Here is a 15,393-nt window from a genome sequence, read left to right as displayed (position 1 = left end):
AGATGAGTGATCAGCTCGTGCTTCGGCGAGCATCCGAAGAGCACGTTCGCGAAACTCGGCCGGGTAAGGGTTCGACATAGTTCAATCCTCCAAAAGGATCAGGCGGAACGAAACCCAGGGCGATTCACCCTCGCTGTGATGTTTACCTCGACCAGAAATATCTGTCGGATACATGTGGAAGTCGAAAAATGGCGGACTCAAGAATCCGTGAATCCAGACGCTGAAGATAATACGATTCTGAATCATTGCTCCTGATTCGAGTCGGATATTCGGGCGTTAGTACGTGGGCCCCGATGATCCGGAGCGGCTTCCCTTGTCGGATAAGTCATGTTGTCTGCGTGTACGTGCGCTTTGGAGCGAGCGGTAAGAACTCGCGGCAAATTGGCGGCTAGGGTGGGCGGTAATCGACCCACGAATATCCCACGAAAATGCAGCTGAGCGCCCCTAGTAAATCAATCAATGTTGGCAGATGTGCAGACATCCTGATGCTCAAAATCCCCGGAAATCCGGGCTAAAGAGGTCAATTCGCCGACTGCGAACCGCTCTTTATCCTAAGGAAACGGTTGGGGGTTCGAGTCCCTCCAGGGGCACCTCGCAAACGCCTCGATCACAGCCCCTGCGAGCTGTCGAAGATGGTTGCGCACACCCCTGAACGGCAAGGCGCTGGCTTCCGGCGAATCGACCGCGCTCCACCACTGGTATTGGACGGCAGTTCAGCGCGCCGTGACCGCAGAGCTCTCGTCCAGTGGGCTGGCGGGGGAGGACGACTCTCGGTCGGGTTCCTGGCCGCCCGCATCCAGCCGGAAGGGCGGATACACCTCCGTCATCAGTCCGACGAAGGCGACGACGCGGTAGGTCCAGCGGCTGAATCCCACCAGGAACTCGAACAGCGAGGTCGGGTAGCGCCCCGTGATGAGAAGGATGACGCCCGCGATCACGACGAGCAGATTGAGCACCGAGTACCCGCCGACCGGATGCCCGCCCTGCCAGCTCGCGTAGGCATCCCACGGGTAGAGCATGATGATGCCGACGAACGAGCCCACCACGATGAGGTGTGGAATGGCGAGCAGCCATGCGATGAGCACGCGGGGCCGGGAGAGTCGCTCCGGGTAGTCGACTTCGAGGGTGGCGGGATAGTCGGTGGCGGCGAGGGTGAATGGCGGATAGGCGTCGGTGCCGAGCGCCGCGTAGACGGAGAAGCCGACGCGCCAGTTCCAGCGCAGCACTCCCACGTTGAAGTCGAACAGGGCACGCGGATAGCGTCCGGTCGCGAGAATCGCGATCCCCGCGATCAGGCTGGTGATCACGAATGCCGCATTGAGCACGACGAGGATCACGTAGTGCGGGATGGCCAGGAACATCTTGACGATCCACAGCCAGCGGGACAGGTGCAGGTCGAGAGTTGCTTCGAGTCGTAGCGGATAAGACATGGTTCTGCTCCTTCGGTTGCGGCTGAGAACGGTGCTGTGGTTGATGTCCTGGTAGACCGCGGTCCTCAGCGGGTAAACGTGGGGACACCGCGACGCCGACGGATGACCAGCTCGGCGATCGTGAGGTTGATCACCCAGGCGGCCGCCATGAACGTTGTTCGAGGCAACTCATTGCCGGGCCCGAAGATGATCGTCTCGGGGATGAGGACGATCGCCTGGGTTCCCGCAGCGACGGCGATGGCGTAGGCGCGGGTCATCCACTCCCCGTGCGTGGCGAAGTTGCGAGTCACGATCGCGCGGATGCCGAAAGCGATGCTCGCCACCATCGCCGCCCCGAAAGCCAGGCGAATGATGGAGAGAGAGAGGCCCTCGCCGGCGGGGTGCGGGTAGAAGGCAGCCATCCACATGCCCGACAGCGCAGTGAGCAGCCCGGCCGGGATCAGGATGCGCCCGGCGATGCGGTGCCAGCTCCGACGGCGCCGCAGCGCGGGGACGAACTGGAACGCGCCGAGGATGCTGAAGATCGTGACGCTCACGATGTGGGTCACAACCGGGATCGGCGATTCGAGGAACCGCGCGTTCTTCGCGGTTTCGACGGCGCCGCTGGCAATCTCGTGCAGTCGTACTTCGCCGGCGAGGATCGGAATGAGGGTGAGCAGGATCAGCCCGGCGGGCACCAGCCACTGGCGGCGCGCGGCCCCGGTTCCTCGGCCGGTCGGTCTGGCGACGGATGTGGTCATTTCTCGTTCTCCTTGTGCAGCTCGTTGAGGGAAATCAGCGTCACGCCGAGATCACCGATCCGTCTCAGCAGTCCGTGCAGGGCAGCCTGGTCGGTGACCGGGCCGGTGAGGGTTGTTGTTCCGTCGCTGTCGACGGCGAGCGTGAATCCCTCGAACCAGTCGCTCCACAGTTGGTCGAGCTGCCCCTGCAGGCGTATCTCGTACATGATTCAGGCCGCTGGCATCCGGTTCGACCAGAGAGACCACCCCAGCCAGACCATCGCTGCGCCCATGGGCAGCGCGGCCATGCGTTCCAGGGTGTGCGGCAGCAGCGCGCCCGCGACGGGGGTGATGGCGGCCGCAGCGATCAGCAGGATTCCCGCACCGCGAGACAGCACCCGCGCGCGGATGATCGCGATACCGAACAGCAGAGCACCGCCGACGTAGAGGATGCTGCCGACCAGCGGCACTCCGGCGAGGATCCCGAGGTCATTGACCGCCGGATAGCGGCCGAACAGTCCGACGATATCGACAGCCAACTGTGGGGCATCGACGGCGATGAGCGGGGCGATGAGGGCTTCGGAGAAGTTGAAGGCCGCCTGCAGCACGAAGAACAGTGCGAGCATCGCGTAGGCGATGAGCCCGAGCAGTCCCAGTTGGCGCACCTGGCGCAGGTAGATTCCGGCGAAGCCGATCAGTGCAAGCACCGCCTCCGCGAAGCTGAGGATGTGCACCGTCACCCATCGCTGGGTGGAGAGTGATTCGACGACATCCAGGGGGTGGATGAACTGGATGACGATGTAGGCGGTTCCGGCAAGCGCGGCGGCCACAGCGGCGGCGCGAGTCAGGGTGGTTGAGGTGATGTTCATAGGGGCAACCTACGAACGCACCTGGTGACCCGGCATCACCACATCTGGTGATAGTCAGAGCACGCCCAGTTCGCGCCCCCGCCGCACGGCGGCGGTGCGACCATTCACGTCGAGCTTCTCGAAGACGTGCCGGGTGTGGGTGCGGAGCGTGTTCACCGAGACGTAGAGTTCGCGCGCGATCTCGGGGCCGGTGAGTTCGGTGGCGAGCAGTCGCAGCACCTGCAGTTCGCGGTTGCTCAGCCCCTCCCTGGCACCGCTCGCCTCGCCAGCCGTGCGTCCGGACAGCGCGCGCAGTTCGCTCACGACCCCGGCCCGGCCACCGTCCTCGGCGGCGACGAGCAGCCGTTCGAGCAGCCCGGCCGCGCGGGGGTCGCCCTGCGCGATCAGCAGCCGCGCCAGGGTGATGTGGGCGTACTCGGTCAGGTAGCTGAGCGCATCCTGCGGGGTCAGGCCGAGCGAATCCGCCCACGCCTGCGCCTCGGGCAGGTGCCCCTGCACGATCAGGATGCGCGCCCTCAGGGCCGCGATCGATCGGGCCTCGGCGAAGAAACCCCGACGATAGTGCCGCTCGGCCGCCTCGAGCAGTTCGAGAGCGGCGTCGAGCTCACCCCTGGACTGCGCGACGAGTGCTTTCGATACGAACCATCGGTAATGGTGTTCATTCGAGAACGCCGCATCGCCCAGGGCGGCACCGGCGGCCAGGTGCTCTTCGGCGGCCTCGAGGGCACCGAGCTCGACCAGCACTTCGGCGATGCCTCCGTGGAGATCTGCGGTGGGTGGGCCACCGGCGAGCGTGGTCGTCGCCTCTCGCAACGCCGCCTCGTACGCGCGCCGCGACTCCTCGAGGCGGCCGAGGGGGATGAGCATGTCGGCGAGCACCATCGTCGTGCTCAGGGCATCGGTCAGGTTGCCGGCGAGGCGCAGGCTGCGCGCCGCTTCGCCGAATGCCTTCACGCCGGCCTCGAGATCGCCGGTGGCCCACTCGCCCAGGCCGAGGAGCCCGGCGGCCGCACCCCGCCCGAGGTGATCGGAGGGGCTGGTGAGCTCGAGGGCGCGGCCGGCGTGCCGAGTGATGCCGGCCAGGTCACCGGTGGCGAGCGCGACGGATGCCCGATACAGAGAGATCGTGACGGGAAGCGTGTCGAGTTCCTGGCCCGGCTCCGAGTCGTGCCCGGCTTCGAGGGAGTTCTCCGCGCGGACCAGTTTCGCCTCGACGGCGGCGATGTCGCCGGAGACCAGCGAGAACCAGGCGGAGAACACCCCGAGCACGGGACGGCGACCGATCGTGTCGTCGGGAAGGAGGGCGAGCCATCCGAGCAGCGTCGCGTCCTGACGGGACTTCCGCACACTCGGAATCGTGGCTTCGATCAGCCGTGCGGCCTGGGAGAAATCGGAGGCCGCCAGAGCATGGGCCACGCCCTCCTCCGGCAGGTTGTTGGCCTCGAACCACCCGCTGGCGAGGCTGTGGAGTGCTGCGACATGCTCAGGGCCGCTGGAGAGAAGACGCGCCCGCAGCACGTCCGCGAAGAGGTGGTGGTAGCGGAACCATTCGCGGCGATCATCGAGTTCGACGATGAAGAGGTTCGCCCGTTCGAGCGCTTCGAGCATCTCCTCGCCCCGGCTCTGGCCGCTCACCGCCTCGCAGAGTGGTGCGGTGAACCTCTCGAGAATGGCGGTGTCGCAGAGGAACCGGCGCACGTCGAGTGGCGCCTGCTCCAACACCTCCTCGATCAGATAGTCGATGACGAAACGGTTGCTGCCGGCAAATGCGGCGATGAAGGCGGATTTGTCGGTGCGGTCACGCATGCTCAGGGCGGCCAGTTGGAGTCCGGCGATCCATCCCTCGGTGCGGGCTTCGAGAGCGGCGACATCGTCGGGCGACAGCGCCAGGCCCATGGCCCGATTGAGGAATCCGGCGGCCTCGTCGGGGGTGAAGCGGAGGTCGGCGGCGCGCAGTTCCGTCAGCTCGCCCCGCGCTCGCAGGCGCGCAACGGGCAGCAGGGGATCGGAGCGGCTCGCGATCGCCAGGTGCGAGGTGGGCGGCAGATGGTCGAGCAGGAAGACCATCGCGTCGCGCACAGAGGGGTCTTCGATGAGGTGGAAGTCGTCGAGCACCAGGAGGATCTCGTGGGCGCTGCCGGCGAGGTCGTTGACGAGGGCGGTCAGGGTCGCTTCGCTCGGCTGTTCGCCCGCCGGGATCGCCGCACCGATGGCGGCATCGGCGCTCTGCAGCGCGGCGACGAGGTAGCCGAAGAACCGCACCGGGTCGTTATCACTGGACTCGATCGACAACCAGGCGACCCGCATTCCGGCCTCTGGCCGGCCGACCCTGGTCACCCAATCGCTGAGCACGGTTGTCTTGCCGAATCCGGCCGGGGCGGAGATCAGGGTGAGCTTTGCACCGGACCGGATGCCGACATCCAGCTGGTCGACGAGCCGCGGGCGGGCGACGGCCTGCGCCCGCGGCGGGGGCACGAAGAATTTTGTCGCCAGAACCGGCATCGGCATGTGCTCATGTTAGGGCCGCGGGCTCACCGCCGAGATCCCTTCATTGAGAACCCCGACTGCTCAGTAGCATCCGCATTTCCTATTGGACAGATGGGCGGGCGGAGAGCACCGTAGAAGCATGGAATACACGCATCTCGGCCGTTCGGGCCTTTCTGTCTCCCGCCTCTGCCTCGGAACCATGAACTTCGGGCCGCAGACGACGGAGTCCGACTCCTTCGCCATCATGGACTCGGCGCAGGAATACGGCATCAACTTCTTCGACACGGCGAACGTGTACGGCGGCGAATTGGGCCGCGGTACCACGGAGACGATCCTCGGCAACTGGTTCGAACAGGGCAACGGTAGGCGCGAGCACACGGTTCTCGCCACCAAGCTCTACGGCGACATGACGCAGTGGCCGAACGAGGGCAAGCTCTCGGCGCTGAACATCCGTCGTGCTCTCGATGCGAGCCTCTCGCGGCTGAAGGCCGACTACATCGACCTCTACCAGTTCCATCACGTGGATCGGGATACCCCGTGGGACGAGATCTGGCAGGCGATGGAGACGGCCGTCGCGCAGGGCAAGATCCTCTACGCCGGCAGCAGCAACTTCGCGGGATGGCACATCGCCACGGCTCAAGCCGAGGCGCGGCGACGCAACTTCACCGGGCTGGTGAGCGAACAGTCCATCTACAACCTGCTCACGCGGGATATCGAGCTCGAGGTGATCCCCTCCGCCCTGGGCAACGGCCTCGGGATCATCCCGTGGTCGCCGCTCCACGGCGGGCTTCTCGGCGGAGTGGTGCGCAAGGAGCGGGATGGCAAGCGCCGCCTGGAGGGCCGCGCGGCCGAGACGCTCGAGACCCATCGCGAAGCCATCGAAAGCTACGAGGACTTCGCCGAGGAGCTCGGCCATGAGCCGGGGGATGTCGGACTGGCCTGGTTGCTGCACCAGCCCGCGGTGACCGCTCCCATCGTCGGACCGCGCACCATGGACCAGCTGGATGCCGCGGTGCGTGCCCTCGACGTCACCCTCGATGCCGACGCCCTCACCCGACTCGACGAGATCTTCCCCGGTCGCAAGACCGCGCCGGAAGACTACGCCTGGTAATCCGTTCACCCGAAAAGAGAGACCCAAGAACATGAAGACACGAACCATCGGCGATGTGCAGGTCAGCGAGATCGGCCTCGGCGGCATGCCCATGTCCATCGAAGGGCGGCCCGATGAGGCCCGCTCCATCGCGACCATCCACGCGGCTCTCGAACTGGGGGTGACCCTCTTCGACACGGCGGATGCCTACCACCTGACCGCGACGGATGTCGGCCACAACGAGTCGCTCATCGCGAAAGCCATCGCGTCCTGGGGTGGAGACACCTCGGCTGTGCTCGTCGCCACCAAGGGTGGCCACCTCCGCCCGGGAGACGGCTCCTGGACCCAGGATGGCCGCCCCGAATACCTGAAGCAGGTGGCGGAGGCCTCGCTGAAGCGGCTCGGCGGCGAGGCGATCGGCCTCTACCAGTTCCACCGTCCGGACTCCTCGGTGCCCTACGCGGATTCCATCGGCGCCCTGCGCGACCTTCTCGACGCCGGCACCATCCGACAGGCCGGCATCTCGAACGCGAACCCGGAGCAGATCCGACTCGCCCAGGAGGTGCTCGGCGGCCGACTCGCCTCGGTGCAGAACCAGTTCTCGCCCGCCTTCCGCAGCAGCGAGCCCGAACTCGAGCTGTGCGACGAACTCGGGATCGCATTCCTGCCGTGGAGCCCGCTCGGAGGCATCACCTCCGCGGCCGCGCTCGGCGACAGGTTCGCGGCGTTCGGAAAGGTGGCGGCCGACCGCGGCATCACCCCGCAGGTCGTGTGCCTCGCCTGGGAGCTGGCGAAGTCGCCCCGGGTGATCCCGATCCCCGGCGCGTCTCGACCGGAGAGCATCACCAACTCGGTTCAGGCGGCCGAGGTCACCCTGACCGCCGACGAGCTCTCGATGCTCGACGGCGCCTGAGGGCTCTCCTCGAAGACCTGGTCGAGGAATGCGGTGGCGGCCGGACTCGGTTCGTCCGCCATCGCGACGGCGACCGTCCAGTGCGGCACGTTCTCGGGCAGCGGCACGGCGCAGAGGGTGTCCGGACGCTTCGCGGCAAAGCTCGCCGGCACGATCGCGACCCCGAGGTTGTAGCCCACGAGGTCGAGCAGCGGGTGCACGTCATTGACCTCCATCGCGGTTCGGTAGTCGTATCCCGCCGCCGCGAATGCCCGGCGCGCCAGCACGTGGGCGCCCCACCCGGGTTGGAAGCCGATCATCGGCTGGTCGTGTAGCGACTCGATGTCGACCTCGCTCCGTGAGGCGAACGGGTGTTCCGGATGGCACAGCACCACGAGCTTCTGCGAACTCACCGGACGCAAGCGCACGCCCTGCGGGGCGGGACCGGTCACCACGACCAGGGCCACATCCCGGAGCCCGCTCGCGACGCTGTCGAGCTGATCGACGGATCCCTCGTAGCGCAGCCGTACCTCGACGCCGGGATTCGCGAGCCGGAATCGCCCGAGTTCGGCCGGAAGGTCGATCGCACCGATGCACGGTTCCGCGCCGACGGTGAGGCGCCCACGCACGAGGCCCCGCACCGCCGCGACCGCGTTCTGCGCGGCGGCGGCACTCGCGAGCGTGCGGATGGAGTCGGCGAGCAGCGCCTGGCCGGCGGCGGTGAGTTCGACGCGGCGCGTGCTGCGAACGAACAGCGAGATGCCGAGCTCGGTTTCGAGAGCCCTGATGGACGCGGAGAGGCCCGACTGCGAGATCTGGAGCAGCTCGGCCGCTCGGGTGAAGTGCCTCTCGTCGGCGACGGTGACGAAGTGTTCGAGTTGACGCAATTCCATTCAGCGATTTTAGCAATGAATGGATGCCCGGCCAGAAGTCGAGCCGCGCAGAATCATCGACGCGACATTCCGAGAGATGCCGGTCTTCACTCGGGTCGAGACCAGCCACGGCTGGTCCGCTGGGCCGTCGACGCTCCATCGCCCGCAGCGCCCGCCCACGCGAGAATCGCGAACCCCCGCTACGCTCGACTGAGGTGAGCCGGGAAGTCTGGTCGGCGCAGCAGGACTGCTGCCAACTTCTGAGGGGACCCCATGCGCGCATCCGATCTTCAAATCAGCCTTCCGATGGTCGCGCGGGAAACCACCGCGTTGGAGGCTGCGCGTGCCATCGCCGCCGATGACCTCGTCGGTCTCGTGATCGCCGATTCGGCCGGGGTTCCCTCGGCCGTGGTCTCCGCGGTCGACGTGTTGGGCCTCCTGGTGCCCGGCTATGTGCTCGATGACATGGCGCTGGCCGGGGTGCTCGATGAAGAGGCGGCCGAGGAGGTCTGGGCTAAAGCGGGCCAGAGCACCATCGGGGAGCTGATCGACGACGACCGGGTTCACATCTACGAACTCCTGCGCGTGGATGCGGATGACACGATCCTGGAGGTGGCCGCCCGCATGGCGAATGCCCGGGCGCAGATCGCCCTCATCAAGGGATCGAGCGGGCCCGACGCCCGGTTCGTCACGCTCACGGCGCTGATGGATTCGATCCTCACGTTCTGTGCACCGTCCGACTCTTCGCATAACGACGCATGAGCATCCAGGTCATCCTGGCTCTGGCGGTATTCGTCGGCGCCTACATCCTCATCGCGACCGAGAAGGTGCCGCGCGTCACCGTCGCGCTCGTCGGCGCCGGTCTCATGGTGATCATCGGCGCGACCGACAAGAGGGGGATCTTCTTCTCCCAGGAGAGCGGGATCGACTGGAACGTCATCTTCCTGCTGTTGGGCATGATGATCATCGTCGGCATCCTCCAGCAATCGGGTCTCTTCGAATTCCTGGCGATCTGGGCCGCAAAGCGGGCGAAGGGCCGCCCCTTCGTGATCATGGTCATGCTGGTGCTCATCACCGCCGTGCTGTCCGCGTTCCTCGACAACGTGACGACGGTTCTTCTCATCGCACCGGTCACCCTCCTGATCTGCGACCGGCTCAGTATCTCGCCGATACCCTTCCTCATCGCCGAAGTCATGTCGAGCAACATCGGCGGAACGGCCACGCTGATCGGCGATCCGCCCAACATCATCATCGCCAGCCGGGGCGGCCTCAGCTTCAACGACTTCATCGTCAACGTCGCGCCGATCATCGTCCTCCTGCTCGTGGTGTTCATCGGACTCTGCTGGCTCATGTTCCGCAAGCAGCTCAGCTTCGACCCGGCACGGGTCACGCGGGTGATGGCGCTCAATGAGCGGGAGGCGATCCGCGATGTGCCGCTGCTCGCGAAGTCGCTGAGTGTGTTGGCGCTGGTGATCGCCGGCTTCATCCTGCATTCGCTCGTGAACCTCGAGCCGGCGATCGTCGCGCTGCTGGGGGCCGGGCTGCTTGTGCTCATCACCCGGCTCGAACCCCGCAAGATCTTCGCGGACGTCGAGTGGCAGACGCTGCTCTTCTTCGCCGGCCTCTTCATCATGGTGGGCGGGCTGGTGAGCCTCGGAGTGATCGAAGCCGTCGGCCAGGCGGCGATCCAGGCCGTGGGCACCAACTACCTCGGTGCGGCGGCCGGGCTCCTGTTCGGCTCCGCCGTGTTCTCGGGCATCGTGGACAACATCCCCTACGTCGCCACCCTCGCCCCGCTCGTCAACGACCTGGTGCAGGCCGGTGGCCAGCCCGCCCAGCCGCTCTGGTGGGCGCTGACGCTCGGTGCGGACCTCGGAGGCAACGCCACCGCAGTGGGAGCAAGTGCCAACGTGGTCGTGCTCGGCATCGCGATGCGCAACGGGCATCCCATCTCCTTCTGGACATTCACCAAGTACGGGCTCATCGTGACCGCCGTCACGGTCACGCTCTGCCTTCCCTACCTCTGGTTGAGGTACTTCGCCTGAGCGAGGGCGGGACCTATGGCTCTAGTCCCCGCATCGCATCGGGGTGACGCTGGGGGCTAGCCCTCGGCAGAGGTGATCATCGTGGAACATGGCACTCTTCCCGGCGGCGAGGGCGCGGCGGTGATCACGCGCTGACAGCGCCGCGATGACGCTTCGTGCGTCGGCGCGCTCACCAGGAAGGCACGGCTGCGAATCCGACCGAAGAGATCGGTGCCCCCTGATCCCGAAATGGGGGTGAACAAAGCGTTCCCGATGCCGCTAGCGTGGCTCCTCGGGGGTACGGATGAGCTTGTCTCAGGAGGAGGGCGCGCGAACGGACTTCGCGGGCATCCAGGCACTGTCTTCGCGAGCGGCCGGATACGCGGTTGCCGAGAAGTGCCTTCAGGTGCAGGCGGATGCCGAGGCGCTCGATCCCGCGCTGCGAACGACGGATCGCATCACCCTCGCCGACGAGGCGTGGTCCTGGTACACGGGTGCGCTCGCGGAGATCGAGGTCGGTGCACTGCTCGCGGCACTCGGACCGGAGTGGTTCGTGCGACACGCGGTTCCCATCGGAGCGGGCACGAAGGATGTCGACCACCTCGTGATCGGCCCCGGCGGAGTCTTCGCGATCAACACCAAACATCACGCCGGTGCATCCGTGTGGGTGGGTGACGTCGTGCTCCGCATCAACTATGCGAACACCCATCATCTGCGGCAGGCGCTCGCCGATGGCCAGGACGTGAAGCGGCGACTGACGGAGAGGGTCGAATTCCCGGTGCCCGTGAGATCCGTGGTCGCGATTCTCCATGCGCGGAGCCTCACCGACAAGAGGGCGCCGACGGACCGACCGGTCGCGGTCATCGACGCGAAGCGGCTGGCCTCCTGGCTCGTGGACCAGCCCGAGAGGCTCAGCGACACACAGCTCGAGCTGATCAAGCTGGCCGCCGAGGAACCCACAACCTGGCACCTGGACCCCCGGGCCGCCGACACGCTGCGGGTGATGCAGCGCTTCGAGCGGCTCGTCGACCAGGTGGGTACGCCGCCGGCTCCGGCGACCGCGTCGGCGCGCACTCGAGTCGCGACGTCACGCCCGGCGTCACGCCCGTCGTCACGCGTGCGGTCCGCACCGCGCCGCCGGACGGCCACCGGCTCTCGCCGCACGGGCCTGAGCACCGTCGACCTAATCAAGCTGTGGATGTCCATCGCCGTCGTGGTCGTGGTGATCCTCCTGTTCCGCGACCTCGCGAATCAACCGTGCACGACGCCCCTCAGCTGCCTGGTGCCGCCCCTCTATCTCGGATTCAAGCCCCTGCTGCAATTGGTGCTCGTGGGGACGGTCGGCATCGGCATCATCCGAACGCTCGGCTGGATGCTGCGACTCGTGAGGCGCTGACTCGCGTCCGGAGCACGCCCGCCGGCATGGCAGGCGAGGCGATTGACCTGGTCGTCAGCGCCGCCGCGCCGTCACGACCACGTGCAGCAATGGCAGGGCGGATGCCGCCATCAGCACCCAGCCGAGCGTCTCATCCGTGGGGCGCAGCAGCACCCCGGCGATGAGCAGCGTCGCGAAGACGAGCGCGGAGGCGAGGCGGCTCACGGAGCGCTCGATCGACCGCAGTCGGCGGTCGACCTCCGGGGCCCGCACGGCGACCTGTCCACGGTCGAGGCGGGTGGCGAGTTCGTCGAGTCGCCGCGGAAGACGAGCGAGAGTGTTCGCATAGCTCACCGCCTGCTGGCCGATGCCGCGCAGCGCGTTTCCGCTGGTCGAACTCAGCACGGTGCGCGCGAAGGGGTCGACGGCATCCCACATGTTGAAGTCCTTATTGAGGGCGCTCGTCACCCCCGAGATGAGAGAGATGCTTCGCACCAGCAGCAGGAAGTTCTCGGGCAGCTGGAAGGGCAGCGCCCGGATCGTCTCCCCGAATCCCCGCGCGAATTTCTCCAGCTCACGCGGATCGACGGTCTGCAACTCGGCGACGCCCATGCCGCCGAATCGGTCGAAGAGGGCGGTCATGGCCCGCTCGAGTTCGTTGGTGTCCGCCGTCTTCAGCAACACGCCGAGGCGTTCGAGGGCGGCGACCAGCGCGCGACCGTCACGACCGACCGCGGCGAGGATGAAGTCGCGAAGGCCGCTCCGAAGCGAGTCGGAGATCTCGCCCATCATCCCGAAGTCCACGTAGGTGAGGCGCCAGTCCTCGTCGGTCCCGGGTCTTCCCGGCGTGATGAAGATGTTCCCCGGATGCGGATCCGCGTGGAAGAACCCGGCAACGAAGATCTGCTGGAACGTGGATCGCGCGAGTTCCTGCGCGACCTCCGCCGGGTCGATTCCCGCCGCGGTGAGGCCCACGACATCCGAGATCTTGATCGCGGTCACATCCGACAGCGTGAGCACGCGGAGGGCGCTGCGGTCCCACACGATGACGGGAGCGCCGATGCGGGGATCGCTAGCGAAGTCCTCCGCGAAGCGCTCGGCGCTCGCGGCCTCGTGCAGGTAGTCGATCTCCTCGAGACTCGTCGCGGCGAACTCCTCCACCAGTGCGGGGGCGTCGGCGCGGTTCGATACGAGTTTCACGTGGGAGAGCCAGCGCGCCACCCGGCGAAGCGCCGCGAGATCGACCTCGACGATCTTCTCGATGCCCGGCCGCTGCACCTTCACGACGACGTTCTCGAACCCGACATCGGCGGCGATCCCCGCGGTCAGGCGAGCGCGATGAGCCTGGCCGAGGGATGCCGCGGCTATGGGAATCTGTTCGAACGAGGCGTAGGCCTGCTCGAGCGGCATGCCCAGTTCTGTTTCGGCCTGGCGGCGGATTCGCTCGAACAGCTCGGGCTCCACCTCATCCTGCAGCCCCTCGAGTTCCTTGGTTATCTCGGGGGGAAGGATGTCGAGGCGCGACGACAGGAACTGGCCGACCTTGATCATCAGTCCGCCGAGGTCGGCGGCGAGCACATAGAAGCGTCGGGCGATGCGCTGCACTCGCTTGGTCCGGCTGCGAGCCGCGAGTCGGCGAAGGCCGAATCGCGGCAGCACGAGTTCGAACCACCAGGTCTGCGCCAATGCGGACGCGGAGAACCGCATGATGCGGCGATACCGGGCGCGGTAGGCGGGGTCTATCTGCGATGCAGTGCTGGTGCCGCGATCGGGCGGCATGCCCTCAGTCCTCGGCGAGGATGGAGTAGAGCTTGCGGCGCGCCTCATCGATGGCGGCGACGGCACGCTCCCTCTGCTCTGCGGTGCCGCTCTGCGCGACCTGCGCGGCAGCCTGGGCGAGCTTCGCCCCGGCCTTCGGCAGTGCGGTGTTGCGGTCGGAGTTCCAGGACCGGCGCGGCTCCCAGGGCGTTGGGCCACTGGAGAACTCGGCGGCGGCTTCCTTGCCAGCCTCGGTCAGCGAATAGACCTTGCGCTCGCCGACCTGCTCCGAGCTGACGAGTCCCTCGTCGGAGAGCAGCTGAAGGGTGGGGTAGATGGAGCCGGCGCTCGGCTTCCATGCCCCGTTGGTGCTCGCCTCGATGGACTGGATGATCTGGTAGCCGTGCATCGGCTCCTTGGCCAGGGCGACGAGGATGGCGGTTCGCACGTCGCCGCGGCCCATCCGGCCGGTCTGCCCCGGCTGCCCGGAGTTCATGTATCCCGTCATGCGGGGGAGGTTCTCGCGAAGGCCGTCGACGGCCTCCCACAGGTCGAAACCGGCGGAAGATGGGGTGCGCATGATGTGTCCTCTCTGGACGGATGTGGCCGGTGCTGAAGTGCCAGCACTGATATGCCAGTCGCTCACGTCTCAACGATACGTCACGACACATTGTTGACAGCTGTTAATCGGCGCCCGGAAGCTGACCGTCGGCCGCACTGGACAGGGGCCGCAACAGCACGAGCGGGATCTCCCGGTCGGTCTTCTTCTGGTAGCCGGCGTAGTTGGCGTACCGTCCCGTGATGAGGGGCCAGAGTCGGGCTCGTTGCTCGGAATCCGCGAGGTTCGCGAGCATCGGTACACGCGGATGACCCTCGATCACGACCTCCACCTGGGGATCGTCCCGAAGGTTGAGAAACCAGGCGGGGTTGCGGTCGTCCCCACCGCGGGAGGCGACCACCACATAGGCATCCCCGTCCCTCGCGGGCGAGGTGAGCATCGTCGTCCGGCGTTCACCGCTCTTTCGGCCGGTGGTCGTGAGCTCGATCACGGGCATCCCGGCGATATTCCAGCCGGCCTTTCCTCCCGTGAGGCGCTGCAGGAAGCGGTGAGCGGATTCCATCAGTTTCATCGACCGTGTGCTTGGCATGGTCGGAGCCTACTGCGGGCCGTTCGGGAGCGGACCCGGTGCCCTTCGCGAGCGGACCCGGTGCCCTTCGCGGCGATGCGCTCCCTCGCCGTCGGGCGACCGCCGAGCGTTTGACTTCGGGCGGTCCGCGACGTAGATTTATACCCCATAGGGGTATCGAGGAAGGTCGCATGATGGTCGGATACAGCCAGAACAAGGACGATCTCGTCAAGCGGCTGCGGCGTGCCGAGGGGCAGGTGCGCGGCATCCAGCGCATGGTCGAGGACGACACCTACTGCATCGATATCCTCACCCAGGTCTCGGCCGCGACCAAGGCACTCGAGACCGTGGCGCTCGCCCTGCTCGATGACCACCTCGCACACTGTGTCGCCGAGGCCGCTCGGGAGGGCGGGCCTGTCGCCGACGAGAAGATCAAGGAAGCCTCGGCCGCCATCGCGCGACTCGTGCGCTCCTGAACGACCAGAAACCAACGAGCGGAAACTAAGGATTTCACCATGCCAGATCGCACGAACATCGAACAGCACTACCTGGTCGAGGGGATGACCTGCAACCACTGCGTCGCCAGCGTCACGGAGGAGGTCTCCGAACTCTCCGGCGTCGAGAGCGTTACCGTCGACCTCAAGGTGGGTGGAGCGTCGGATGTCACTGTCGTGAGTTCGGCCCCGGTGCCGCTCGAGGGCATCCGGGCCGCCATCACCGAAGCGGGATACCTGCTGGTCTCGGCTTAGC

General features: G+C 66.7%; 16 protein-coding genes. 7 read left to right on the top strand and 9 right to left on the bottom strand.

Features of this window, described 5'->3' with window-relative positions; translation table 11 throughout:
• Positions 1-713: 713 nt before the first annotated feature.
• The 5 genes from VLI63_RS12900 to VLI63_RS12880 form a co-directional block, all read right to left on the bottom strand.
• Complete coding sequence (locus VLI63_RS12900) at positions 714-1,430, bottom strand: DUF4389 domain-containing protein (protein WP_409157225.1); 717 nt, start codon at positions 1,428-1,430, stop codon at positions 714-716.
• A gap of 65 nt (positions 1,431-1,495) precedes the next feature.
• The gene (locus VLI63_RS12895; RefSeq protein ID WP_409157224.1) at positions 1,496-2,170 is read right to left on the bottom strand and encodes a DUF2306 domain-containing protein; all 675 of its coding nucleotides are present in this window, start codon (positions 2,168-2,170) and stop codon (positions 1,496-1,498) included.
• Complete coding sequence (locus VLI63_RS12890) at positions 2,167-2,376, bottom strand: hypothetical protein (RefSeq protein ID WP_409157223.1); 210 nt, start codon at positions 2,374-2,376, stop codon at positions 2,167-2,169. Before VLI63_RS12890 ends, VLI63_RS12895 begins: the two co-directional genes overlap by 4 nt.
• 3 nt (positions 2,377-2,379) lie before the next feature.
• Positions 2,380-3,018, bottom strand: coding sequence for a hypothetical protein (locus tag VLI63_RS12885; RefSeq protein ID WP_409157222.1), 639 nt, complete (start codon positions 3,016-3,018; stop codon positions 2,380-2,382).
• 54 nt (positions 3,019-3,072) lie between these two features.
• On the bottom strand, positions 3,073-5,526 hold the full coding sequence (locus VLI63_RS12880) for a LuxR C-terminal-related transcriptional regulator (RefSeq protein WP_409157221.1): 2,454 nt from the start codon (positions 5,524-5,526) through the stop codon (positions 3,073-3,075).
• Positions 5,527-5,644: 118 nt separating this feature from the next.
• On the opposite strand from VLI63_RS12880, the gene VLI63_RS12875 reads away from it, so the two are divergent.
• Both VLI63_RS12875 and VLI63_RS12870 read left to right on the top strand, forming a co-directional pair.
• A complete protein-coding gene (locus VLI63_RS12875; protein ID WP_409157220.1) occupies positions 5,645-6,616 on the top strand; it encodes an aldo/keto reductase in 972 nt (323 codons plus the stop codon).
• A gap of 31 nt (positions 6,617-6,647) precedes the next feature.
• Entirely contained in the window at positions 6,648-7,508 is an 861-nt protein-coding gene (locus VLI63_RS12870) for an aldo/keto reductase (RefSeq protein ID WP_409157219.1), read from the top strand.
• Here the strand turns inward: VLI63_RS12870 and VLI63_RS12865 are convergent.
• Positions 7,451-8,380 (bottom strand): LysR family transcriptional regulator, encoded by a 930-nt coding sequence (locus tag VLI63_RS12865; protein WP_409157218.1) that lies wholly within the window; start codon positions 8,378-8,380, stop codon positions 7,451-7,453. The genes VLI63_RS12870 and VLI63_RS12865 overlap by 58 nt on opposite strands.
• Positions 8,381-8,632: 252 nt before the next feature.
• Here VLI63_RS12865 and VLI63_RS12860 point away from each other — a divergent pair, with 252 nt between their 5' ends.
• The 3 genes from VLI63_RS12860 (at position 8,633) to VLI63_RS12850 (ending at position 11,779) form a co-directional block, all read left to right on the top strand.
• Positions 8,633-9,121, top strand: coding sequence for a hypothetical protein (locus VLI63_RS12860; protein WP_409157217.1), 489 nt, complete (start codon positions 8,633-8,635; stop codon positions 9,119-9,121).
• On the top strand, positions 9,118-10,404 hold the full coding sequence (locus VLI63_RS12855; protein ID WP_409157216.1) for an SLC13 family permease: 1,287 nt from the start codon (positions 9,118-9,120) through the stop codon (positions 10,402-10,404). The genes VLI63_RS12860 and VLI63_RS12855 overlap by 4 nt, the downstream gene beginning before the upstream one ends.
• Positions 10,405-10,687: 283 nt before the next feature.
• Positions 10,688-11,779 carry a nuclease-related domain-containing protein gene (locus VLI63_RS12850; protein ID WP_409157215.1) on the top strand — a complete coding sequence of 364 codons (1,092 nt, stop codon included), beginning with the start codon at positions 10,688-10,690 and terminating at the stop codon, positions 11,777-11,779.
• Positions 11,780-11,833: 54 nt separating this feature from the next.
• Here the strand turns inward: VLI63_RS12850 and VLI63_RS12845 are convergent, their stop codons facing one another.
• The 3 genes from VLI63_RS12845 to VLI63_RS12835 all read right to left on the bottom strand — a co-directional run bounded on the left by VLI63_RS12845 (position 11,834) and on the right by VLI63_RS12835 (position 14,664).
• Positions 11,834-13,537 carry an ABC1 kinase family protein gene (locus VLI63_RS12845; protein ID WP_409157214.1) on the bottom strand — a complete coding sequence of 568 codons (1,704 nt, stop codon included), beginning with the start codon at positions 13,535-13,537 and terminating at the stop codon, positions 11,834-11,836.
• 4 nt (positions 13,538-13,541) lie between these two features.
• A complete protein-coding gene (locus VLI63_RS12840) occupies positions 13,542-14,096 on the bottom strand; it encodes a PadR family transcriptional regulator (RefSeq protein ID WP_409157213.1) in 555 nt (184 codons plus the stop codon).
• Positions 14,097-14,199: 103 nt separating this feature from the next.
• Complete coding sequence (locus VLI63_RS12835) at positions 14,200-14,664, bottom strand: nitroreductase family deazaflavin-dependent oxidoreductase (protein WP_409157212.1); 465 nt, start codon at positions 14,662-14,664, stop codon at positions 14,200-14,202.
• A gap of 173 nt (positions 14,665-14,837) precedes the next feature.
• Here VLI63_RS12835 and VLI63_RS12830 point away from each other — a divergent pair, with 173 nt between their 5' ends.
• The gene (locus VLI63_RS12830) at positions 14,838-15,119 is read left to right on the top strand and encodes a metal-sensitive transcriptional regulator (protein ID WP_354574271.1); all 282 of its coding nucleotides are present in this window, start codon (positions 14,838-14,840) and stop codon (positions 15,117-15,119) included.
• Positions 15,120-15,158: 39 nt separating this feature from the next.
• Complete coding sequence (locus tag VLI63_RS12825) at positions 15,159-15,392, top strand: heavy-metal-associated domain-containing protein (RefSeq protein WP_409157211.1); 234 nt, start codon at positions 15,159-15,161, stop codon at positions 15,390-15,392.
• Position 15,393 lies beyond the last annotated feature (1 nt).

It is taken from the genome of Lacisediminihabitans sp. H27-G8 (genome assembly GCF_046156175.1).
In the GTDB taxonomy this organism is placed as follows: domain Bacteria; phylum Actinomycetota; class Actinomycetes; order Actinomycetales; family Microbacteriaceae; genus Lacisediminihabitans.
The sequence above is the reverse complement of the archived record's forward strand: the minus strand, read 5'-3'. Positions and strand labels throughout refer to the sequence as shown.